This window comes from Halomonas sp. DP4Y7-1, from assembly GCF_019800705.1.
Taxonomy (GTDB): Bacteria; Pseudomonadota; Gammaproteobacteria; order Pseudomonadales; family Halomonadaceae; genus Halomonas; species Halomonas litopenaei_A.
The window spans coordinates 61,568-83,829 of record NZ_JAHVKS010000005.1; the positions used below are offsets into that span (position 1 = coordinate 61,568).

Genomic DNA, 22,262 nt, shown 5'->3' on the forward strand with positions numbered 1-22,262 from the left:
GCCGTTGATGCAAGAACAAGGGACTGGATGTACATGTTGAAGCGACTGTTACCGCTGTTGATTCTGGGGCTCGGGGTCGGAGGATTTCTGCTGCTCAAGGCGACCCGGCCGACGCCGCCGCCGGTGACCGTTGCAGAGCGGGAATGGCCAGTATCGGCAATGACGCTCTCTCTGGGGCGCCACACGCCCAGACTGGCGCTGTATGGAGAAGTGGTCGCGCCCGACCGGGTCGAGCTGATGGCCTCCCTGGATGGGCATATCGCCGAGCGCCCTGTGCGCGAGGGCGAACACGTGGCCGAGGGTGACCTGCTGGTGGCGCTGGCTGACGAGGATGTCGACCCGGTGGTGGCGCGGGCGGAGTCTGAGGTGGCGCGACTGGACGCGGAGGTGGAGGCCGAGCAGGTTCGCTTCGACAGCGACGGCAAGGCGCTGGCTCGGGAGCAGGAGCTGCTGAACAATGCCAGAAGCCAGCTTGAACGCATGCGATCCCTGGTCAACCGAAACCTGGCCTCCCGTGCTGAGCTGGACGCCGATGAAAATGACATTGCCCGCGCTCAGGTCACTCTGGTGAGTCGTCAAGGCGAGCTTGACGGTCATCCGGCCAGGCTGGCCAGCCTGGAAGCACAGCGACGCCAGGCACAGGCTGCCTTGTCGGAGGCGCGTCGAGACGCCAGGCGGGCCAGGGTCCAGGCACCCTTTGCGGGGATAGTCAGTCAGGTCCAGATTGCCCCTGGGGACCGTGTCCGCGATGGAGACCCGTTGCTCGAATTGATACCTCTTGCTGGCCTCGAGGTGCGGGCGAGAGTGCCTCGTGGTGTGCAGGCGGAGTTGATGACAGGTCTCGACCAGGGCGTCGACGTCTACGCCTTTGACGACGAAGGGGGACGCTATCGGCTACGGGCCTTGTCCGGTCAGGGTGATCCTGCCGGCACGGAAGCCATCTTCGAGGCGCTGCCGTCGACGCCACGTCTGCGTCCCGGCGCATTGGTGTCGCTGTTCGTCGAGCGTCCGGCGGTTGCTGACAGCGCCTTGATCCCGTTCAGCGCCGTGTATGGGGCGGACCGTGTCTATGTGATCGAGCAAGGCCGCCTGGTCCCCATCAGCGTGACCCGGCACGGCGAAGCGCCGGGGCCAGGCGGTGGCTCCTGGATGATCATCAGCGGTGAGGGCCTGGCCGATGGGCAACGCTTGGCCACGACTCACCTGCCCAATGCCATCGAAGGACTGCGGGTGACGGATCTGTCTTCCCGTGAGTCCGAATCAACCTCCCATCCGCCAGCCCGGCGTTCATCTCAGACCCAGACTCCGTCACAGGAGCAGAGTACCACCGACACGGCCACGGTCGCCGACACCGCATCCATCGAGGAGGACGAGCCGTGAGCAACGACCCACGGTCCTCGGGTGTCATCGGTTTCTTCACTCGTCATCGGGTCGCCGCCAACCTGGTGATGGTGGTCATGCTGATGGGTGGGGTGCTTGGGCTGAGCCGGATGAACATCCAGTTCTTTCCGGACTTTGCCCTGGACATCGTGTCGGTACAGACGGTCTACACCGGTGCCTCGGCCGAGGACGTCGAGCAGGGCATCACGATCCCGCTGGAACAGCGGCTGCGCAACCTTGATGGACTCAAGCGAATGACGTCGACCTCCGCCCAGGGGGTGTCGAGCATAACACTGGAGTTCTACGAGGGGACCGACCCGGTGCTGGCGCTGGACGATGTACGCGAGCAGGTCGACGGCTTCGATAACTTGCCGAGTGCTGCAGAAGAGCCCCGGGTGGCCCGGGCCAAGGAGTATGAACCGGTCGCCCGCCTGCTGGTATCTGGTGACGTGGATGCGCAGGCGCTGCGGAGCCTGGCAAGGCGCTTCGAGGACGAGCTGCTGGCGGCGGGTATCGATCGGGTGGTCCTCGATGGCATGCCTGAGCAGCAGATCAGTGTGCAGGTGCCCGTGGAGCGTCTAGGGCAGCTTGACTTGACGCTGCCGGAGGTGGCCCAGCGCCTTGATGGCATGTCCGTTGACCTGCCGGCGGGACTTCTCGGCAGCCAGGACGGCGAGCGGGAATTACGTGCGGTGCAGCAGCGCCGTGATGCCCAGGAGTTTGCCGATATCGCGGTGCGTGGCGGACAGCGCGTGCGCCTGGCACTGGGAGATATCGCCTTTATCCGTCAGGAAGATCGTCCCCGGCAGATGGCCATGCAGTATGCAGGGCGACCTGCGATCGAGCTGGTGCTGCAGCGCTCCGAGAGCGGCAACTCGCTGGAGGCCGCCACCACGCTGCAGCAATGGCTGGACACCACTCGGCCCAATCTGCCCCAGAGCATCAAGCTGGATGTCTACGATGAGAGCTGGCAGTTCCTCTCCGAACGTATTGGGCTGTTGATCAACAATGGTCTGGGCGGCCTGATACTGGTCCTGGGCCTGCTCTACCTGTTTCTTCCCGCCAGGGTGGCCCTGTGGGTCGCCATTGGCATTCCGACGGCGTTTCTTGGCGCCATGGCCGTGTTCTGGCTGATCGGTGGATCCGTCAACATGATGTCACTGTTTGCGTTGATCATGGCGCTGGGGGTGATCGTGGATGATGCCATCGTCGTCGGTGAGGACGCTGATGCCCACTTCCGGGCCGGTGAACCCGCGCGCCTGGCCTCATCGGGGGCCGCTAACCGCATGTTATGGCCGGTGGTCGCATCATCCCTGACCACCGTCGCAGCCTTCATGCCACTGCTGATGGTGGGGGGCATCATCGGCAATATCCTGCGCGATATCCCGGTGGTCATGATCTGCGTTCTGGTAGCCTCGCTGCTGGAGTGCTTCGTGGTGCTCCCGGCCCATCTTCGAAATGCCTTTGGCGTGACTGCCGAGAAGGCTGGCGGGGGGTGGCTTAACCGCCTTAGGGCTCGGTTCGATCGTGGCTTCGACCGTTTTCGAGAGGGGCCGTTTCGGCGCTTCTCCCAGACGACGCTGCGCCATCGGGCGGTGACCCTCTCTGCCGCCATCGCCCTGGTGATACTCACGATTGGTCTGCTGGCAGGGGGACGCCTCGCCTTCAACTTCTTTCCCGCCCCGGAACCCAGTGTGCTGTATGCCAACCTCAGCTTTGTGACGGGTACCGCGAGGGATCAGGTGGAGGAATATCTGGAGGACATGGTCGACGCCCTCGACGACACCGAGCAAGCGCTCGGCGGGGATCTGGTCAAACACGCCGTAGTGCGCATTGGCAGCACCCTTGCGGTGGACGGTAGCGGTCGTACGGGGGATAACGTCGGCAGCATTCTGGTGGAGCTGGTGCCATCGGATCAGCGAGATGTGCGCAACCTGGCCTTCATTCGTGCCTGGCGTGAACGGCTAACAGAACGTCCTGGGCTGGATACCCTGACCATCGTCGAGCAGACCAGTGGTCCGCCCGGCAAGGACGTCAACGTCCGCCTGACCGGTGAATCTGCCGAGGAGCTCAAGCGCGCGGCCGAGTCGCTGGCGCTGAGCCTGGAACAGATACCCGGCGTGCTGGAGCCCGAGGATGACATGCCCTGGGGGCGCGAGCAGCTGATCTACTCCGTCAACGACTATGGCCAGGCCCTGGGCCTTTCGACACGGGAGCTGGGGGATCAGCTGCGGGCTGCCTTCGACGGGGTGCTGGTTCAGACCTATCAGGACGGTGCCGATGAAATCGAAGTCAGGGTGCTGTTGCCGAAGCAGCAGCGTGATCACCTGGCAACGCTACCGCGGCTGATGATTCGGGTTGATGATGGACGTCTGGTGCCCCTGGACCAGGTCATGACGCTGAAGCACCGGCAGGGTTTCGAGGCGCTGAGGCATGCGGATGGTCAGTTGGCCATCGAGGTAGGGGCCGATCTCGACAGCGAAGTCACCAACACCGAGGAAGTGATTGCGGCGCTTGAGGCGTCGGTGCTCCCGGCGCTGTCTGAACGCTACCACCTGCGCTACAGCTACGAGGGCTTGGCCGCGGACCAGCGGGAGACCTTTGCGGATATGCAGACCGGGCTGATCATCGGTCTTGGCCTCATGTACGTAGTGCTGACCTGGGTGTTCGCGTCCTGGAGCCTGCCCCTGATCGTGATGGCAACGATTCCGCTGGCGCTGACCGGTGCGCTGCTGGGTCACTGGTTCATGGGGCTCGACCTGACGATCCTGTCGATCTTCGGCCTGTTTGGACTGTCCGGCATTGTCGTCAACAACGCCATCATTCTGGTCGCGTTCTATCGCATTCAGCGAGAAAAAGGGCTTGGCATCGACGCGGCGTTGAACGAGGCGGTGGTGCAGCGGGTTCGCGCGGTCTTCCTGACCTCACTGACGACCATCGGCGGCTTGACGCCACTGCTGTTCGAGACATCGCTTCAGGCCCAGTTCCTGATTCCCATGGCGGTCACGATCGCCTTTGGCCTTGGGGTGTCGACCTTGCTGGTACTGGCGGTGATTCCAGTGCTGCTCAGCTACCTTGAGCACCTGAGAGAGTGGCTCTATGCCCGCCGCCACAGATCGCCAGGGCAGCCATCGCCAGATCAGCCACAGGAACCTTGATGCTGCATACGCCAGGATAAGGCAGCAGACGGCAGGTGCACGTCCAGCAAGCGGGCAGGAGATCGATTCCAGCATCACCTGCCCGCAGTCTCATCAGGCGCCTGCTCTGCGCGCCTGAAAGGTGGGCTGATCCAGCGACTTATGCCGTCTCAGGTGTCAGGACTTGCTGATGCAGGGTGGCGCCTTCCACGTCCTTGAGGGTAACGGTCAGGGCCAGGCTGTCACCGTCCAGGTCGACCTGGCCGAAGAACTGGTACCCCTCGCTTGGCGGCAGGTTGACGCGACCATCGGCGGGGGCCTTCTGGAACACCACTTGCGGCCCGAAGGTGCCGTCCAGTGTGTTGGGGCCAAAGGTGCCTGCGTGAAGCGGTCCGCTGACGAACTCCCAGAACGGGGTGAAGTGCTTGAAGCTGGCGCGCTCCGGTGCGTAATGGTGAGCGGCGGTATAGTGCACGTCGGCGGTCAGCCAGACCACATTGGTAATGCGGTGGTCGGCGATGGCCTTGAGCAAACGCGCGATCTCATGCTCACGGCCGGACGGCAACCCGTCATCTGCGTTGGCGACCGCTTCAAAGTTGTCGCCATCACCGACCACCAGGCCTACTGGCATGTCGGAGGCAATGATCTTCCAGGTGGCGGTGGACGCCTTCAATGCCTCGATCAGCTCATCCACTTGGCGCTGCCCCATCAAGGCCGATGCCGGGTCCGTGGCGGCCTGCTGATTGGTGCTGTTGGCGGCGCGATGGGTGCGCATGTCGAGCATGAACATCTCGAGCTCTGGCCCATAGTGGAAACGCCGGCGGATCATCTCCGGGGCTTCTGGCCGCTGACGAATCGGCATGTGTTCCAGGAAGGCACGACGCGCTCGTGCCGCCAGCAGGGAGACGTTCTTTTCGCTGTAGCGGGGATCATCAAGGATTTCCCCGGGGTACCAGTTGTTGACCGTCTCGTGATCATCCCATTGGGCAAACATCGGCACCTGGGCATTGAAGCGCTTCAGGTTGTCATCCAGCAGGTTGTAGACATACTGGCCGCGGTACTCTTCCAGGGTCTCGGCAACCTTGCTCTTGGCTTCGGTCATGCGATTGCGCCAGATGCTACCGTCTTCCAGATTGACCGTTTCCTCGAGCGGGCCGTCGGCGTAGATAGTGTCCCCGGAGTGCAGGAAGAAGTCCGGAGACTGCTTGAGCATGGTGTCGTAGATGCGCATGCCGCCCCGTGACTCATCGATGCCCCAGCCCTGACCGACGGTATCCCCGGACCACACGAAGCGCACCGAGCGTGCGCGCTGGCCTGGCATGACCAATCGGCCCACCGTGGGCTCGCTCAGGGCTCGGGCATCGCCGAGCGCTGCGTAGCGCACGCGGTAATGCACTTCTTCCATGTCGCCCAGCCCGGTGATATCCAGCTTCGTGGTCAGGCCACTGGTGGGCAGGGCGGTAGGACCCTGTAACGTGCGGGCGTTGGCGAATGTCGGGTTGTCCGCGATCTCCACCAGCATCTGGGCGGGACGGTCTACACGGGACCAGAGAATGGCGCGGTCCTGGGTAACATCGCCGGTCATCACGCCTGAGGTCAGCAGGGGGCGGCGTGCCTCGGCAAGCACAATGCCTGGGGCCGCGGTCATCAATCCTAGTCCCGCCCCGGCCTTGAGGCCTAGGCCGAGAAACTGGCGTCGTGTGGTAAACATGGGGCTCTCCTTGTCATACGGTCCGGGGGATGCTGTCGTCAGCGGGCAGAGGTCGCGACAGGGTCTATCGACAGGGGCTATCGACAGGGGCTTTCGATAGGGGCTATCGAGAGAAACTACCGATAGGGACTATCAAGAGACGTTGTCGACTTCCCAGATCAGGTGCCTGGCGTGGGCAATCGGTTGCGTATCAGGGTGGCGACCTGAGGCGGCAACCCGTCTTAAGCGTTGCAGCTCAGAGCACTTCTGTTTTGCCCCTCTGTGCTGCTCACTGATTGGTCGCACAGCCAGGCGTGGCCAGGCGTGGATAGCGTGGCCTGGATAGCGTGAAGTGGGTCAAACCGAGCGCTGACGACGGGAAATAGTGTCGTGCCGGCGCGTGACAAACTGATCGCAGAGATATGTCACTACGGTGTCTGGTGCCCGTGGCGATGACAGTACCGTTAGTCGGTGGCTTTAGAGGGTGGCTTTCGAAGGAGGCTTGCGTGCAGGCGCTAACGGCCGGCGCCACCCGGCAGACGAGGCTCCCGGGTGGCGCTGGTGGGTGTAAGCGCCCGTGAGCGGGCGCCATGGCAGCGATGAAGGATCAGGCAGACTCGGTGGGTTGTTCTGCCGCGACCCGGCGCTCGACCATCTTGCGGATTCTGGCAGGGGCGTTGTCGATACCCAGACGGACCCGCTCACGAATGCCGGTACGATCCTGTTCCTTCTGAATTTCCTCAAGAATGTCGAGGTCCTCGTTGAAGGTGAGGGTCATCAAGTGCTCCACGTCGCGATCGACGTCGTCGTTGGTGGGGTGATAGTTGCGCACGTGCAGCCAGAAGTAGTGGGTGGTCGAGTCGGTTTCAGGCGTCAGGAAATTGAAGCTGTAGGAGCGTAGTCCCTTGTCCTTGTTGTCCTCGGTAGGTTCGACGCCGGTATCGATGCCGCCGAAATCGACGTAGGACACCGACGGCATGTGCAGGTAATAGTACTGCCAGCGGTCGGTATTCCCCTTGAAGTTACCCATCTTTTCAAACAGCGGTACCGGCGGCTCATCCTTTATCCAGCGGTAGGCCAGTACGTGGCTGTCGCCCTGTTCTACCTTGACGCTGACGTCGCTGGCGCTGGCACCACCGATGGTACGCTTGTGCACATAGGTCGTATGGGCTGGATCCACCAGGTTGTCGGTGATGTTCAGATAGTTCGACTTGAAGTGCAGATACTGGCCATCCACCAGTCCCCAGCCGTCTTCACCGTAGTGGGGCACCTCCACAATCTGCGAGGGGTCGGCAAGCTCTGGTTCACCCATCCAGATCCATACGGCGTTGTAACGTTCCACGACCGGGAAGGCTCGCACCTTGGCGCTGGGCGGAATATTGGGCTGTCCAGGGATGCGCGAACACTTGCCTGTGCAGTCGAACATCATGCCGTGGTAACCACATTCGACCTCGTCGCCTTTCAACTCGCCCAACGATAGCGGCGCCAGCTTGTGAGGGCAGCTGTCGAGAAGGGCGGCGGGTTCGCCGTTCTCGCGGCGATACATGACCACGGGTTCATTGAGAATGGTGCGTGGCAGTAGCTTGCGCTGCACTTCTTCGCTCCAGGCGGCGACGTACCAGGCATTGCGAATGAATTGAGCCATGGTGTTTCTCCTCTCTTGTTATTCGGTCGTGTTTTTCGGTGTTATCTACTCGACGGGGCTATCAATGGATCAAGGGGGTTACGCTTTGAGTGACAGACTGGGGGTCGTGGATCGCGATACGCAGATGCACATGGAACTATTTGACTCGTGGTCTTCTTCGCTCAGGCAGTAGTCGCGGTGCTCTGGGGTGCCGTCGATGACGTCCACCGCGCAGACCCCGCACTCACCGCGATTGCAGTCGTACAAGGGGTCCAGGCCGGCGGCGATCATCACTTCCAGAATGGTCTTGTCCGGCGGCACCTCGAGGGTCATGCCGGATTCGGTCAGTTCAACCTGGAAGCCGGTGTCACCTGTCTGCTGTGCGGTACTCGCAAACAGTTCAAAATGCACCTGCTCCGCTTCCCAACCGTTGGCCTTGGCCGTTGCAATGACGGCGTCGATCAGTCCGCGAGGGCCACAGACATAGACGTGCTTGCCTGGGGCTGGGGGGCCCATCAGGGTAGCGAGCTGCAGGCCTTTGCTCGGGTCTCCACCGTCGAAGCACAGGTGAGCATGCTGTCCGCACAGGCTTTCGATATGTGCTCGATAGGCCATAAGCCCTGGCGCTCGAGCGCCGACATGCATCTCATAAGAAGCGCCCTGTGCCTGCAACTGTGCGGCCATCGAGAGTATGGGGGTGATACCGATGCCGCCGGCGATCAGGACGTGGTGCGTGCCATCCTGTGCCAGAGGGAAGTCGTTGCGTGGACAGGATGCGCCAACAGTGACACCTTCCTTCAAACCATGCATGTAGGCGGAACCGCCGCGGCTTTCCGGCTCCAGCTGTACGGCAATCTCGTAGTGAGAGGTGGGGTCCTGGCTATTGACCAGGGAGTAGGCACGCTCATCCCGGCTGCCGTCAGCTAGCTGGACCTCTACTTTCAGGTGTGCGCCGGGAGTGAAGGCTGGCAGCGCCTGGCCGTCAGGGGATACCAGCTCGAAGGCTTTGATGGTGGGGGTCAGCTGGCGAATCCGGCGTACGGTCAGTGTGAGGCGAGTCTCTGCGGTTGGCATTATTGTTTCCTATCTTGGCATCACGGCTGACTCCACTGTAGGTAGCCCCGACCACGAGAAAAACGCGGATATTGGAGAAAATAATGTCGTCGATGGGATAGTGGCTGGAGTCGTGCCTGAGATAGCCCTCAAGAGAGCCCTTAAGAGAGCCCTTAAGAGCCCCGCAGGAGACAAGGCGTCAGCTGAGCGACGGTTTTGCTGGCGCTGAGCAAGGTGACGATAGCCAGGATCGGCTCTAATCGTGGGTGTCCATGGAACAAGGAAGCGAGCGTCATGACCTACCCGAATGCCAACAGCATGCTGTGGTTCGCCTGCATCGTGGATCTAGGAAGCTTCGGGCAAGCCTCTGAGCGGCTGGGAATACCCTCCAGCACCTTGAGTCGCAAGTTGAGGGAGCTGGAACGCAACCTGGGGATACGGCTGCTGGAGCGCACCACTCGGCGTATGCACCTGACCGAGGCCGGCGCGGTGTTCTATCAACACTGTGTGGCCATGCGGCGGGAAGTCGAAGATGCACAGCTGGCCGTGGGCCAGCTGCAGTCGACCCCGAGTGGTGTGCTGAAGGTGGCGTCGCTCTACACCTTTGGTTCTCAGTACCTGGCGCCGTTGTTGGGAGGTTTTCTGCAGCAGTATCCAGATATCCGCCTGCAACTGACCTTGAACGATACCGCGGTGGACCTGCTTGCCGAGGGAACGGATATCGCGCTTCATGTGGGGCCGGTGGAGCAGGGGGGCTATCGCTTTCGTAAACTGGGCGAAGCGGTGATGCGGCTGTACGCAAGCCCCACGTACCTGGACCGTCATGGACGGCCCCGTCATCCGGACGAACTGGTCAACCACGTAACGCTTGCCCAGTCGCCCAATCCCGAGAGAGAGCGGGTGGTGTGGCAGCTATGGCAGCCGGAGCATGAAGCCCTGCGTGTGCAGCTAAGGCCTGCGCTGGTCTCCAATGAACCGCTGTCGGCGCTGAACACTGCTCTTGGGGGGCATGGGATCTATTTTGGGACCTCGCTGATGGCCAGGCCCCATCTCGCGGAAGGGGCCCTGGAGGCCGTACTGCCGTCCTGGCGTGGCCCGACGCTGGAATTCCACGCGGTGTTTCCCAGTCGTAGTGGGCTGCCACCCAAGGTACGCGTGTTTATTGACTATCTGGCGGAGCATATAGAGGAGAGTCTGGCCTAGGGCTCGTCTGAAAAGTGCCTGCGCTCATCGCTTACATTCAGGCTTATCGACGTTTCGGAGGAAACATTCAGAGAAACGGGACTGAGCCGTTGGGTTTCATCGACGGTGAGCCGGGTCAGCAGGTCGTCCTGGGCCCAGGCTGAGGAGGCAACCACAGCGGATGTCCTGTCTGGGTGGATGCAGGCAGGGGCCTCGTCGCGGTATCATGGCGACTTTGCACACGGCGCCTAAGTGCCCGTGTCCCCACTCGACGAGCAAGCAGGCGTAAGTCTTCATGTCCAACCCCAAGCAGGCCCAGGAAACCGGGCTTCGGCGTACCTTTGCCATCATCAGTCACCCGGATGCGGGTAAGACCACCATTACCGAAAAAATGCTGCTGTTCGGAAATGCCATCCAGATGGCGGGGTCGGTGAAGAGCAAGCGTGATGATCGTCATGCCACCTCGGACTGGATGAAAATGGAGCAGGAGCGGGGGATCTCGGTGACGACCTCGGTCATGCAGTTCCCCTATGGCGGACGCATGGTCAACCTGCTCGACACTCCCGGGCACGAAGACTTCTCTGAAGATACCTATCGCACCCTGACCGCGGTGGACTCTGCCCTGATGGTCATCGATGGCGCCAAGGGGGTCGAGGATCGCACCATCAAGCTGATGGAGGTCTGCCGCCTGCGTACCACCCCGATCCTGACCTTCGTCAACAAGATGGACCGCGATATCCGTGATCCCATCGAGGTGATGGATGAGGTCGAGACCGTGCTGAACATCCAGTGCGCGCCCATGACCTGGCCGATCGGGATGGGGCGCCAGTTCAAGGGCGTCTATCACCTCTACAATGATGTCATTCACCTCTACACCCAGGGGCAGGGCAACCGAATCCCCGATGACAAGCGCATCGAGGGATTGGACAGCCCCGAGGTCGACGCCGTGCTCGGGGAAGATGTGGCTGAAGAACTGCGCATGGAGGTAGAGCTGGTGCGCGGTGCTTCCCATACGTTCGACCTTGAGGCGTACCGCCGTGGGGAGCTGACGCCGGTGTACTTTGGTACAGCGATGGGTAACTTTGGTGTGCGCGAGATGCTCGATGGCTTTGTCGAGTACGCGCCGCCGCCCCAATCGCGGGAGACCGATGTGCGCGAGGTGCCCGCTGAAGACGAGCGCTTCACTGGGTTCGTGTTCAAGATCCAGGCCAACATGGATCCCAACCACCGCGATCGCATTGCCTTCCTGCGGGTATGCTCGGGCAAGTACGAGAAGAACATGAAGATGCGCCACGTGCGTATCAAGAAGGACGTCAAGATTGCCGACGCCCTGACCTTCATGGCGGCAGACCGTGCGCATGTGGAAGAGGCCTGGCCGGGTGACATCATCGGTCTGCACAATCACGGCACGATTCAGATCGGCGATACCTTCACGCAAGGTGAGGATATGCGCTTCACCGGGATTCCGCACTTCGCACCTGAGCTGTTCAAGCGCGTGCGGCTGAAGGATCCGCTGAAGATGAAGGCCCTGCAGAAAGGCCTGCAGCAGCTGTCGGAAGAGGGGGCGACCCAGGTGTTCATGCCGGTGGACAACAATGACCTGATCCTTGGCGCGGTGGGTACCCTGCAGTTCGATGTGGTCGCCCATCGCCTGAAGGAAGAGTACAAGGTCGATTGCATCTACGAGGGCGTGAACGTCAATACGGCGCGCTGGGTCTACTGCGACGATGCCAAGATGCTTGAGGAATTCAAGCGCAAGGCCAGTGCCAACCTGGCCATCGATGGCGGTGGTTATCTCACCTATATCGCGCCGACCCGGGTCAACCTGCAGATGACCCAGGAGCGCTGGCCGGACATTCGATTCCGCGAGACCCGCGAGCACTGACATGTTGATCGACGCCCATTGTCATCTGGACAACGCGGCATTTGATCCCGATCGTGACGCTGTCCTGGCCAGGGCGCGTCACGCCGGCGTCGATCAACTGGTGGTGGCGGGCACCCATCGCCAAGGATGGCAGGCAACCCTGCAGCAGAGCCATCATGACCGTGTGCATGTTTGCCTGGGGTTGCACCCGGTGTTTCTTGCCCATCATCACCTGAGCGGCGGTGACGACGATCTGGCGGCGCTGGCACGAGCCCTGGATCAGCATCCCGAGTGTGTCGCCCTGGGTGAATGCGGTATCGATGCCCGCTTTGGCGACACCCTCGAGCAGCAGTGGCGACTGTTCGATGCCCAGCTGGCGCTGGCCAAGGAGCGCGACTTGCCGGTGGTGGTGCATTGCGTGCGGGCCAATGACGAGGTGGCCAAGCGGCTGCGTCAGCTGGCGCTGCCGGCCGGTGGCGTCATTCATGCCTTTTCCGGGTCCGCGCAGCAGGCGAGCCGGTTTCTGGACCTTGGTTTCGTGGTGGGCCTGGGGGGAGCGGTGACCTATCCGCGCGCGGCGAGGCTGAGGCGGGCCGTCGTCTCGCTACCTGATGACGGTTTCCTGCTGGAGAGCGACAGTCCAGACATGCCGCTATGCGGCCATCAGGGGCAGCGCAACGAGCCTGCCAGGGTGGCCCAGGTATGCGACTGCGTAGCCGAGCTGCGACGGCAGACCATCGAGCGGGTGGCAGACTGCAGCAGCGCTAACGCCCGCAGGGTGTTTCGGCTGCCACCCGGATGATGGCAGCCTCGCTGTATCGTTCTGAGACCTAGACCAGCGTCTCTGGATCAAGCCGTTCCACCGCATAGGGCAAATGCAGCAACTTGCACTTCTGGCCCTCGGCCTCAAGCGCCATCTCCTCCGCCTTGGTGTTGAGGACGGCCAACACCTCTACCTGTGCGTAGGCGTCCAAGGCGCTTGCGACGACCTCACCCTGTCGCTTTCCTTCTGCATCCAGCACGTCGGAGCCTGCAGCCGGTAATTGAGTGCCTTCAAGCTGGGCCCGGTAGAGACGCTTCTTTACCTGGCCACGGAAGTGCGCTCGGGCGACGACCTCCTGTCCGGTGTAGCAGCCTTTCTTGAAGCTGATGCCGGCCAGCCCCTCCCAGTTGAGCATCTGGGGCAAGAAGCTGTCCTGCTGGTTGGCGTCAATGAAATGCAGCCCCGCCTGAATATCCGACAGTCGCCAGACGTCATTGCCGACAATGCTGCATTGCTGCGCCAAGCGCTTGAGCAGGGACCTGGCATCTTCCTCCTGGAGCATGATGACGTAGCGATCCCGTTGGCCCGGGTGCGCCAGTACCATCAAGGTGTCCTGGGTGGCCTGATGCCATACGGCTGGCGCTTTAAGGTCACAGTCGACCTCTGCCAGCGCGGCGGCCTCCTGCCCGATTAGGCCGATCATGGCCAGATCATTCCGTTGCTGGAGGGATACCTTGTAGAAGGCAGCAAACTTGCCAAGATGGTTGGCCATTGGGGTGATCAGGCTGCGATGCATCAGCAGGCGATAGTGGTCTGGCGCCACCTGAATGAGCTGGCCATTGGCGAGCATACGTCCCTTGGGTGTGCAGAAGCATGTCAATGGCGCGAAGTCGCCGTTGGCATGCTGGACCTGGGCACTGGTCTGCCCTTGCAGAAAAGCGCTGGCATCGGCGCCGGTGATGTCCAGAGCACCCAGGTGCACCAGCGGTGTGACCACGGTGCCGTCGAGGGCCTGTCGAGGCCCGTCGGGGGTAGTAAACTCGACCTGATCCGGGCCGCTGATATGACCGCCTAGCGCGGTGATCCAATCCGTCATGAGACCGTCCTGTCCGGCGGTAAGAAGTGGGCGCAGCATGTGAGCATCATGCAAGTTATGCGCATGCGTGCAATGTGAGGGCGGCCCCAGCGTTTTGCAAGCACGCGAACGCCGCCTGTCGGGACGCCGTCTTGTCCCTTCCTGCACTCGAACGGTCGAGGCCGGACGATTGCGCCGCTGTCAGTCATGGCTGCCCATGCTAAGCTTTCGGGTTCGTCCACAGCGTTCAGGAAGTGATATTCGATGGCTCAATATTCTCTTGAGTTTAAGGGCGTGGATAGCGCCGAGCAGGTCAACCAGATCACCACCGCGCTGATGATGCTTGATGGTGTCGACAGCGTAGAAGTCGGTCGGCACGGGGCCGAGGTGGAGGGGAGAGCGCGTCGAGAGGCACTGATTGAGGCGATCAAGCGCCTCAAGCTCGGCATCGAGGTGAAGTGATGACCATCCATGTCACCACCGAGAAAGACGGCAAGCTGAGGCAGCGCGTTTCCATCGAGAGCTTCGACGACATTCTGGTCGACGTTCCGGTGCCCTATGGCGGAGACGGCCTGGCACCGGACCCACACGACTACTTCGACCTGTCGTTAGGCGCTTGCAAGGCTATCACCGCCCAGATGTACGCTCGCCGCAAGGAATGGCCCCTGGAGGGGGTCAGCGTGGTGGTCACCCGCGATGAGCGTGATGAACGCAAGGGGATCTACCGGCTCGATGTGGCGATGACGTTTCACGGAATTGCCGACGCTCAGATGCAGGCACGGCTGGAAGAGATCAGCCACAAGTGTCCCATTCATCGGCTGATGACCAGCTCCACGGTCGAAATCACCACGCGCACCCTGGCAGAGTGAGCGCGTCAGGGCGCCGCTATTGCCTGGCTTCCGCCGCACCCTGGCTTTCGTTGCACCGCTTTACGGCACGTTGGTCGTGGCAGCGATGGTGTGTAGCTAGTGTCGGAGATGTGGCGATGGTGGTGGGGCTTGAAGGATGGTCGCTTCGCCCCGACCTGTTGAATATCCCTCTGCAGGAGTCACGATGAGCAAGTCGTTCCGTCTTTCATCCAAGTTCAAGCCCGCCGGCGACCAGCCCAACGCCATCTCCGGGTTGGTCGGTGGTCTCGATGCAGGCCTGGCCCACCAGACCCTGCTGGGGGTTACCGGCTCAGGCAAGACCTTCACCATGGCCAACATCGTCGAGCGGCTCCAGCGGCCGACGATCGTCATGGCACCCAACAAGACGTTGGCCGCCCAGCTTTACGGCGAGTTCAAGGCATTTTTCCCCGATAACGCGGTCGAGTATTTCGTCTCTTACTACGACTATTATCAGCCTGAAGCCTACGTGCCATCGTCGGACACCTTCATCGAGAAGGACGCCTCGATCAACGATCATATCGAGCAGATGCGTCTGTCCGCCACCAAGGCACTGCTGGAGCGCCGTGATGCGTTGATCGTCGTCTCGGTCTCGGCGATTTATGGCCTTGGGGACCCGGATCAGTACCTGAAGATGCGCCTGCACTTCACTCGTGGCGAGTTGATCGACCAGCGGGGGTTCCTGCGGCGTCTGGCGGAACTTCAGTACACCCGTAACGACATGGACTTCAAGCGCGGTACCTACCGGGTGAGAGGCGATGTCATCGATATCTTCCCGGCGGATGCCGAAGACGAGGCGGTCCGGGTCGAGCTGTTCGATGACGAGATCGACTCGATCAGCCTGTTTGATCCGTTGACCGGCGAAGTGCGTGGCAAGGTCCCGCGCATGACCATCTATCCCAAGAGCCACTACGTGACCCCCAGGGAAACCATCCTGGCGGCGGTGGACCGGATCAAGGAAGAGCTGGTGGAGCGTCTGGCCTTCCTGCGTAAGGAAGATCGACTGGTCGAGGCTCAGCGCCTGGAGCAGCGCACGCTCTACGATATCGAGATGATGCTTGAGTTGGGCTACTGCAACGGCATCGAGAACTATTCCCGCTACCTGTCTGGAAGGAATCCCGGTGAGCCGCCGCCCACCTTCTTCGACTATCTGCCGTCCGATGCACTGCTGTTCATTGATGAATCCCACGTTAGCGTGCCCCAGGTAGGAGGCATGTATCGGGGTGACCGCTCGCGCAAGGAAACCCTGGTGGAGTATGGCTTCCGACTGCCCTCGGCGTTGGACAACCGTCCCATGACCTTCGAGGAGTGGGAGCGGATCTGCCCTCAGACGATCTTCGTGTCCGCAACGCCCGGCCCTTACGAGGCCGAACACGCCGGACAGGTCGTCGAGCAGGTGGTTCGACCCACCGGACTGCTGGATCCACAGATCGAGGTCAGGCCGGCGTCGACCCAGGTGGATGATCTGCTGTCCGAAATTCGGTTGCGTACCGGCGTCGGTGAAAGGGTGCTGGTCACGACCCTGACCAAGCGCATGGCAGAAGATCTGACGGAGTATCTGGACGAACATGACGTCAAGGTTCGCTACCTGCATTCCGACATCGATACGGTCGAACGGGTCGAGATCATTCGTGATCTGCGACTAGGCAAGTTCGATGTGCTGGTGGGCATCAACCTGCTGCGAGAAGGCCTCGACATACCAGAGGTGTCTCTGGTTGCCATTCTGGATGCGGACAAGGAAGGCTTCCTGCGTGCCGAGCGTTCGCTGATTCAGACGGTCGGACGAGCCGCGCGTAACGCCAACGGCAAGGCCATCCTCTATGGCGATCGCATCACTGACTCGATGCGCAAGACCATCGACGAGACCGAGCGTCGTCGCGCCAAGCAGATGGCCCACAACGAGGAGCACGGCATCACACCCCAGACGGTCACGCGCTCCGTGGCCGATATTCTGGAGGCTGCCCAGGCTCCCGGTAGCCGCAAGAGCAAGGGGCGGGGCAAGGATCGCAAGGTGGCCGAGCCAGAAGCCACCTACGACGTGTCCAGCCTGTCGGGAGATGAATTGCGCAAGGAAATGACTCGGGTCGAGGACGCCATGAGCGAGGCCGCCGCCAACCTAGAATTCGAAGAGGCTGCGCGTTTACGCGATCGCTTGCACGAGTTACGCGAGCGTCAGCTTGCCCTGGGGGCGATGTAGGTCGCAGCCTGCGGGGCCGGCATGATGGCGAGGGATGAGGCGACGCTGTCGCCTGCCGTTGGCAGGTAGCGCCCCTCACGATTCGCTTGATGGCCAATGGTTGCCGCCCCCGGTGTCTGACAGGAGGCAGAATGCCAGAAGGTCCCGAGATTCGACGCGTCGCCGACCGGTTGGGACAGCAGTTGCAAGGTCGCCGGCTCGATCATGTATGGTTTTCGTTCTCTGAACTTCAGGTCCAGGCGTCGTCGCTGATAGGGCGCAAGGTGTCATCGGTGGACTGCTGGGGCAAGGCGCTGCTGATTCACTTTGACGATCAACGAACGCTGTATTCACACAACCAATTGTACGGTGTGTGGAAGCTGCACCGGCGTGATCGTCCCCCGTCTACCCGGCGTTCGCTGCGGGTATCGCTGGCCGCAGGGCAGCACGCCGCCAGTCTCTATAGTGCATCTGATGTCTCCCTGTGGCAGCACGATGCACTAGCCGATCACCCGTTTCTTAGGCGATTGGGGCCAGATCTGCTGACCCACCAGGTCAGTCCTGAGGATATCGAAGAGCGTCTCGACGCCCCGCAGTGGCGCGGTCGGGCGCTGGGAAATAGTCTGCTTGACCAGGGGCTGCTGGCCGGTATCGGCAACTATCTTCGCTCAGAGATCCTGTTCTTCGCCGGCGTCGCTCCGGGGCGGCGCCCCCGGGATCTGTCGACTCAAGAGCGCCAGCAACTGGCGCGCACGATCCTTGACATCACGCAGCAGGCCTACCGGCAGGCGGGCGTGACCAATCGCGCTGAGTGGGTGTCTTTGGCCCGGCAGCAGGGAGCCACGCGGCGGGGGTGGCGGTTTGCGGTGTTCGAGCGGGATGGCAAGCCATGCCACGCCTGCGGCGGCGAGATAGAACGCATCAGCATGGCCTCGCGTCGGCTGTATCACTGCCCGCGCTGCCAGCGCTGAACCGTCTTTCACGCCAGTCTGGGTCGGGGAGTGGCTGCCTAGCGCAGCGCATTGCGCTACACTAGCGCCCCTCGCAAGCCTGCCGTGCCGCCTCCGCGTGGCCAAGAGAGCGGGCGTACCGACCCAGCCAAGGAGTCTGCCATGACCGTGATTCGCCAGGACGACCTCATCACGAGTGTCGCCGATGCCCTCCAGTACATCTCCTACTATCACCCGAAGGACTTCATCGACGCCATGGCGGCCGCCTACGAGCGTGAGGAGAACCCGGCAGCGAAGGATGCCATCGCCCAGATCCTGATCAACTCGCGCATGTGTGCCATGGGGCACCGCCCGATCTGCCAGGACACCGGGATCGTGACCGTGTTCGTCCACGTCGGCATGAATGTGCGCTTCGAAGCGGACATGAGCCTCGACGACATGATCAACGAGGGCGTGCGTCGTGCCTACAACTTCCCTGACAACGTGCTGCGCGCTTCGGTTCTGGCTGATCCTGATGGCAAGCGCCAGAACACCAAGGACAACACCCCCGCGGTCATCCACCACAAGCTGGTACCGGGTGACAAGGTAGAAGTCCACGTCGCGGCCAAGGGCGGCGGCAGCGAGGCCAAGTCCAAGTTCGCCATGCTCAACCCGTCCGATTCCGTGGTGGACTGGGTCATGGAGCAGTTGCCCAAGATGGGGGCTGGCTGGTGCCCGCCGGGCATGCTGGGTATTGGTATCGGCGGGACCGCTGAAAAGGCCATGGAGCTTGCCAAGGAAGCGCTGCTGGATCCGATCGATATTCAGGATCTTCAGGCCCGCGGAGCGTCCAGCCGCGCCGAGGAGCTGCGTCTGGAGTTGTTCGACAAGGTCAACAAGAGTGGTATCGGCGCCCAAGGTCTGGGTGGACTGACCACGGTGCTGGACATCAAGGTCAAGGATTACCCGACCCACGCGGCCAACAAGCCGGTGGCGATCATCCCCAACTGCGCCGCCACTCGTCATGCCCATTTCACCCTGGATGGTTCCGGGCCTGCTGCGCTCAAGGCGCCCAAGCTTGAGGACTGGCCCGAGATCACTCGCGAGGCGGGGGCCAACGTCAAGCGCGTGAATCTCGATGAGGTGACCGCCGAGGACGTCCAGAGCTGGCAGCCGGGGGATACGTTGCTGCTGAACGGCAAGCTGTTGACCGGGCGCGATGCGGCTCACAAGCGCATGGTCGATATGCTGGCCAAGGGCGAAAGCCTGCCCGTGGATCTGAAGGGGCGCTTCATCTACTACGTCGGGCCGGTGGATCCGGTGGGTGATGAGGTCGTCGGACCTGCAGGACCGACAACCGCGACCCGCATGGACAAGTTCACCCGCACCATGCTTGAGCAGACTGGCCTGCTGGGCATGGTCGGCAAGGCCGAGCGGGGACAGCTTGCGATCGATGCCATTCGCGATAATCAGGCGGTGTACCTGATGGCCGTTGGCGGCGCCGCTTACCTGGTGTCCCAGGCGATCAAGGCATCCCGCGTGGTGGGCTTTGAAGACCTTGGCATGGAAGCCATCTACGAGTTTGAAGTGGAAGACATGCCAGTGACCGTGGCCGTGGACAGCCAGGGCACGTCGGTGCATCAGACCGGCCCGGCCAAGTGGAAGGAAATCATCGCCGAAGCGGTGTGACCCTGCCGCTACGACGGCCGGGGAGGCAGTGGCGTGATCCCAACGTCGCCTCTGGCGATGCGCGGCTCACGCGCTGACGAGATACGACGGCTCCGCCACCTGGCGGGGCCGTCGTCGTTACCGGTATGCTGGTGCCGGCACGAGGATGCAATACGGTGCCTTGTCACATGGACGGAGACCCGCGATGACCTCATGGTTGATTGGTGTGGCCATCTTTTTGATACATGTCGGCGGCGCCATTTCCGCTGTCATGGCGCTGATGTCGAGCCGTACCTCCCAGGGCGCGATTGCCTGGATCATCTCGCTGCTGACGATGCCCTATCTGGCCTTGCCCGCTTACTGGGTATTTGGGCGTCCACGCTTCTACGGCTACGTATCCGCTCGTGGGCAGCGCGACACCTTGCTGAGACGGGTGTTGCTGCGCTACCGAGATCGGTTCGACTCCTATCTGGTCAGTTCAAGCCATGCCGATGTCAAGGCGGTCGAGAAGCTGGCCATGATGCCGTTGACCAGCGGCAACCGCACCGAACTACTGATAGATGGTGAGCAAACCTTCGATAGCCTGTTCGCGGGTATCGATGCCGCTCGCTCCTACATCCTCATCCAGTTTTTCATTGTCAGAGATGATGCCCTGGGGCGACGCCTGCAGCAGCACCTGATGCGTGCCGCCGAGCGTCAGGTACGGGTCTACTTCCTGTATGACGAGATCGGTAGTCGCCAATTAAGCGAGGGTTACCTGCGGGACTTGCGCGACGCTGGGATCAACGTCAGCGCCTTCCATTCATCGCGAGGCTGGCGTCACCGCTTCCAGCTGAATTTCCGCAATCACCGCAAGATTCTGGTGGTGGACGGCCGCGAGGGCTGGCTCGGAGGGCTCAATGTCGGCGTCGAGTACCTCGGAGAAAATCCCCGACACGGCGCCTGGCGAGATACCCATCTCAAGTTGACCGGCCCCAGCGTGCTGGGTCTTCAGGAGGCCTTTTGGGAAGATTGGCACTGGGCCACGGGGACCATGCTCAGCCTGTCGTGGGCGCCGGCTGTCGATCATCACGACGCCACTGACGACAGTGACCGTCAGGTGGTGATCGTGCCCTCTGGTCCCGCCGATCCCCAGGAGACGGCCAGCCTCATGGTGCAGCATCAGATTCACAGCGCGCATCATCGGCTGTGGGTGACCAGCCCCTATTTCGTGCCGGACGAGGGGGTGCAGGGGGCGCTACGACTGGCGGCCATGCGCGGCGTCGATGTACGTATCATGATGCCGGAGCGTCCGGATCATCTGCTGGTGTTCCTGTCGGCCTTTGCCTTTCTGCCGGACATGATCAAGGCCGGTATTCGAGTGTTCCGCTATCAACCTGGTTTTTTGCATCAGAAAGTGATGTTGATCGATGACGAAGCCGCCAGTGTGGGCACCGTGAATCTCGATAATCGATCCTTCAGGCTGAATTTCGAGATCACCGCACTGGTCCCTCACCGCGGGTTCGCCAGTGAAGTGGAAGCCATGCTGCAACAGGACTTCGCCAATTGCCGTGAGGTGACGCTCGAGGAGATGCGTGCACGTCCTCTGTGGCGCAAGCTGGTGTCCCGAGCCGCGTATCTGTTGGCGCCGGTGCAGTAGGGGCCGGTTTTGTTGCAGCAAGGCATGGCTTCAAGTTATGGCTTAAAGGCACGGCTTCAAGGTACGGCAGCGGTGAAAGTGCGGCGGTCCCGACACAAAGTCCGGGACGATGCTTGGGCATGGGCCTGGTTTCGGGTACATTGAGCCGCTTTGGCATCCATCACAGTCATTTGCCCTCTCGAGAGTGTTAGTCGAAGAGGGCGACGTTGGACGGGGCAACAGTTCAAGGAGTACCGGTGAATCTAGAAACGAAATGGCTCGAGGACTTCGTTGCCCTGTCCAACACTCGGAGCTTCTCGGCCTCAGCGCGTCAACGCCACGTCACGCAGCCCGCTTTCAGTCGCAGGATTCGCTCTCTTGAGCAGGCGGTAGGGGTCACACTGGTAGACCGCTCTACCACGCCGATCGACCTGACCCCCCAGGGGCAGCTGTTTCTGGTCACGGCGCGCAACATCGTCGAGCAGCTCAATGAGTCGTTGGGCCACCTGCGTGGCCTGGCCATGGCCAATGAGGCGCTTGATGTGGTGGCCGCGCACTCTCTGGCCCTCAGCTTCTTTCCGCAGTGGATTTCCCGGCTGCAGAAGGGGTTGGGTGAGCTGCCCACCCGACTGGTCGCGATGAACGTGGGGGAGGCCATTCACGTGCTGCGCGAAGGCAATTGCGACTTGATGCTGGCCTACTATGATCCCTATGCCAGCATGCAGTTGGATGGGGAGGTCTTCCCATCGTTCTCGATCGGCAGCGTCAAGATGATTCCGGTGTGTCAGCCGGACGCCAATGGCGAGCCACGCTTCTCGCTTGACGGCGATGCGTCGCTGCCCTATCTGGCCTATACCCAGGGTGCCTTCCTTGGCCGCAGCGTGCGTATGCTGCTGAAGAATGACCCCTTGCGGCTTCGCTTGCGCACCGTATACGAGACGGCGATGGCCGAGGGCTTGAAGGCTATGGTGATGCAGGGGGTAGGGATGGCATGGATTCCCGATTTCTGCCTGCGCCAGGAGCTGAAAAATGGCACCGTGGTCAGGGCTGGCGGTGAGAAATGGGATGTCCCGCTGGAGATTCGCCTGTACCGCTGTTCGCTGGTGCACAAGCCGGGCGTCGAGAAGCTGTGGCGTCAGATGATGAAGCTGCCACGGGACTTCCTGGAGGCCTGATGCTGGCCAGGCCTCGGTGGTGGGTGAGATAGCGCTCGTGG

16 protein-coding genes are annotated in these 22,262 nt (G+C 61.8%); 12 read left to right on the top strand and 4 right to left on the bottom strand.

Annotated elements, in window-relative coordinates; translation table 11 throughout:
* The first annotated feature begins 33 nt into the window (after nucleotides 1-33).
* Together KUV72_RS11120 and KUV72_RS11125 are read left to right on the top strand one after the other, a co-directional pair.
* Entirely contained in the window at nucleotides 34-1,380 is a 1,347-nt protein-coding gene (locus KUV72_RS11120) for an efflux RND transporter periplasmic adaptor subunit (RefSeq protein WP_222238415.1), read from the top strand.
* Nucleotides 1,377-4,538, top strand: a complete 3,162-nt coding sequence (locus tag KUV72_RS11125; RefSeq protein ID WP_315857884.1) for an efflux RND transporter permease subunit — start codon at nucleotides 1,377-1,379, stop codon at nucleotides 4,536-4,538. Before KUV72_RS11120 ends, KUV72_RS11125 begins: the two co-directional genes overlap by 4 nt.
* A gap of 139 nt (nucleotides 4,539-4,677) precedes the next feature.
* Here KUV72_RS11125 and KUV72_RS11130 read toward each other — a convergent pair whose 3' ends face one another.
* From KUV72_RS11130 to KUV72_RS11140, 3 genes are all read right to left on the bottom strand, one after another.
* Nucleotides 4,678-6,228 (bottom strand): alkaline phosphatase D family protein, encoded by a 1,551-nt coding sequence (locus KUV72_RS11130; RefSeq protein WP_222238417.1) that lies wholly within the window; start codon nucleotides 6,226-6,228, stop codon nucleotides 4,678-4,680.
* Nucleotides 6,229-6,814: 586 nt separating this feature from the next.
* Nucleotides 6,815-7,852 (bottom strand): aromatic ring-hydroxylating dioxygenase subunit alpha, encoded by a 1,038-nt coding sequence (locus KUV72_RS11135; RefSeq protein WP_222238419.1) that lies wholly within the window; start codon nucleotides 7,850-7,852, stop codon nucleotides 6,815-6,817.
* A gap of 78 nt (nucleotides 7,853-7,930) precedes the next feature.
* Nucleotides 7,931-8,905: a PDR/VanB family oxidoreductase gene (locus KUV72_RS11140; RefSeq protein WP_222238420.1), complete on the bottom strand. Its 975-nt coding sequence runs from the start codon at nucleotides 8,903-8,905 to the stop codon at nucleotides 7,931-7,933.
* 273 nt (nucleotides 8,906-9,178) lie between these two features.
* Here KUV72_RS11140 and KUV72_RS11145 point away from each other — a divergent pair, with 273 nt between their 5' ends.
* The 3 genes from KUV72_RS11145 to KUV72_RS11155 all read left to right on the top strand — a co-directional run bounded on the left by KUV72_RS11145 (nucleotide 9,179) and on the right by KUV72_RS11155 (nucleotide 12,732).
* Entirely contained in the window at nucleotides 9,179-10,087 is a 909-nt protein-coding gene (locus KUV72_RS11145) for a LysR family transcriptional regulator (RefSeq protein WP_206938601.1), read from the top strand.
* Between the two features lie 274 nt (nucleotides 10,088-10,361).
* Entirely contained in the window at nucleotides 10,362-11,951 is a 1,590-nt protein-coding gene (locus KUV72_RS11150) for a peptide chain release factor 3 (RefSeq protein ID WP_206938603.1), read from the top strand.
* A 1-nt stretch (nucleotide 11,952) separates the two neighbouring features.
* Nucleotides 11,953-12,732, top strand: a complete 780-nt coding sequence (locus tag KUV72_RS11155) for a TatD family hydrolase (protein ID WP_222238422.1) — start codon at nucleotides 11,953-11,955, stop codon at nucleotides 12,730-12,732.
* A 28-nt stretch (nucleotides 12,733-12,760) separates the two neighbouring features.
* Here the strand turns inward: KUV72_RS11155 and KUV72_RS11160 are convergent, their stop codons facing one another.
* Entirely contained in the window at nucleotides 12,761-13,789 is a 1,029-nt protein-coding gene (locus KUV72_RS11160; RefSeq protein WP_222238424.1) for a YgfZ/GcvT domain-containing protein, read from the bottom strand.
* Nucleotides 13,790-14,032: 243 nt separating this feature from the next.
* Between KUV72_RS11160 and KUV72_RS11165 the strand changes: the two genes are divergently transcribed.
* From KUV72_RS11165 to KUV72_RS11195, 7 genes are all read left to right on the top strand, one after another.
* On the top strand, nucleotides 14,033-14,230 hold the full coding sequence (locus KUV72_RS11165; RefSeq protein ID WP_206938615.1) for a hypothetical protein: 198 nt from the start codon (nucleotides 14,033-14,035) through the stop codon (nucleotides 14,228-14,230).
* Nucleotides 14,230-14,637 (top strand): OsmC family protein, encoded by a 408-nt coding sequence (locus tag KUV72_RS11170; protein ID WP_206938617.1) that lies wholly within the window; start codon nucleotides 14,230-14,232, stop codon nucleotides 14,635-14,637. The genes KUV72_RS11165 and KUV72_RS11170 overlap by 1 nt, the downstream gene beginning before the upstream one ends.
* 184 nt (nucleotides 14,638-14,821) lie before the next feature.
* On the top strand, nucleotides 14,822-16,852 hold the full coding sequence (uvrB, locus tag KUV72_RS11175; RefSeq protein ID WP_222163842.1) for an excinuclease ABC subunit UvrB: 2,031 nt from the start codon (nucleotides 14,822-14,824) through the stop codon (nucleotides 16,850-16,852).
* Between the two features lie 131 nt (nucleotides 16,853-16,983).
* Nucleotides 16,984-17,802 (top strand): endonuclease VIII, encoded by an 819-nt coding sequence (nei, locus tag KUV72_RS11180; RefSeq protein WP_222238425.1) that lies wholly within the window; start codon nucleotides 16,984-16,986, stop codon nucleotides 17,800-17,802.
* A 141-nt stretch (nucleotides 17,803-17,943) separates the two neighbouring features.
* Nucleotides 17,944-19,449, top strand: a complete 1,506-nt coding sequence (locus KUV72_RS11185) for a fumarate hydratase (protein WP_222238426.1) — start codon at nucleotides 17,944-17,946, stop codon at nucleotides 19,447-19,449.
* 184 nt (nucleotides 19,450-19,633) lie between these two features.
* Nucleotides 19,634-21,067, top strand: a complete 1,434-nt coding sequence (gene cls, locus KUV72_RS11190) for a cardiolipin synthase (protein ID WP_206938625.1) — start codon at nucleotides 19,634-19,636, stop codon at nucleotides 21,065-21,067.
* A gap of 236 nt (nucleotides 21,068-21,303) precedes the next feature.
* Nucleotides 21,304-22,221 carry a LysR substrate-binding domain-containing protein gene (locus KUV72_RS11195; protein ID WP_206938627.1) on the top strand — a complete coding sequence of 306 codons (918 nt, stop codon included), beginning with the start codon at nucleotides 21,304-21,306 and terminating at the stop codon, nucleotides 22,219-22,221.
* The last annotated feature ends 41 nt before the right edge of the window (nucleotides 22,222-22,262 follow it).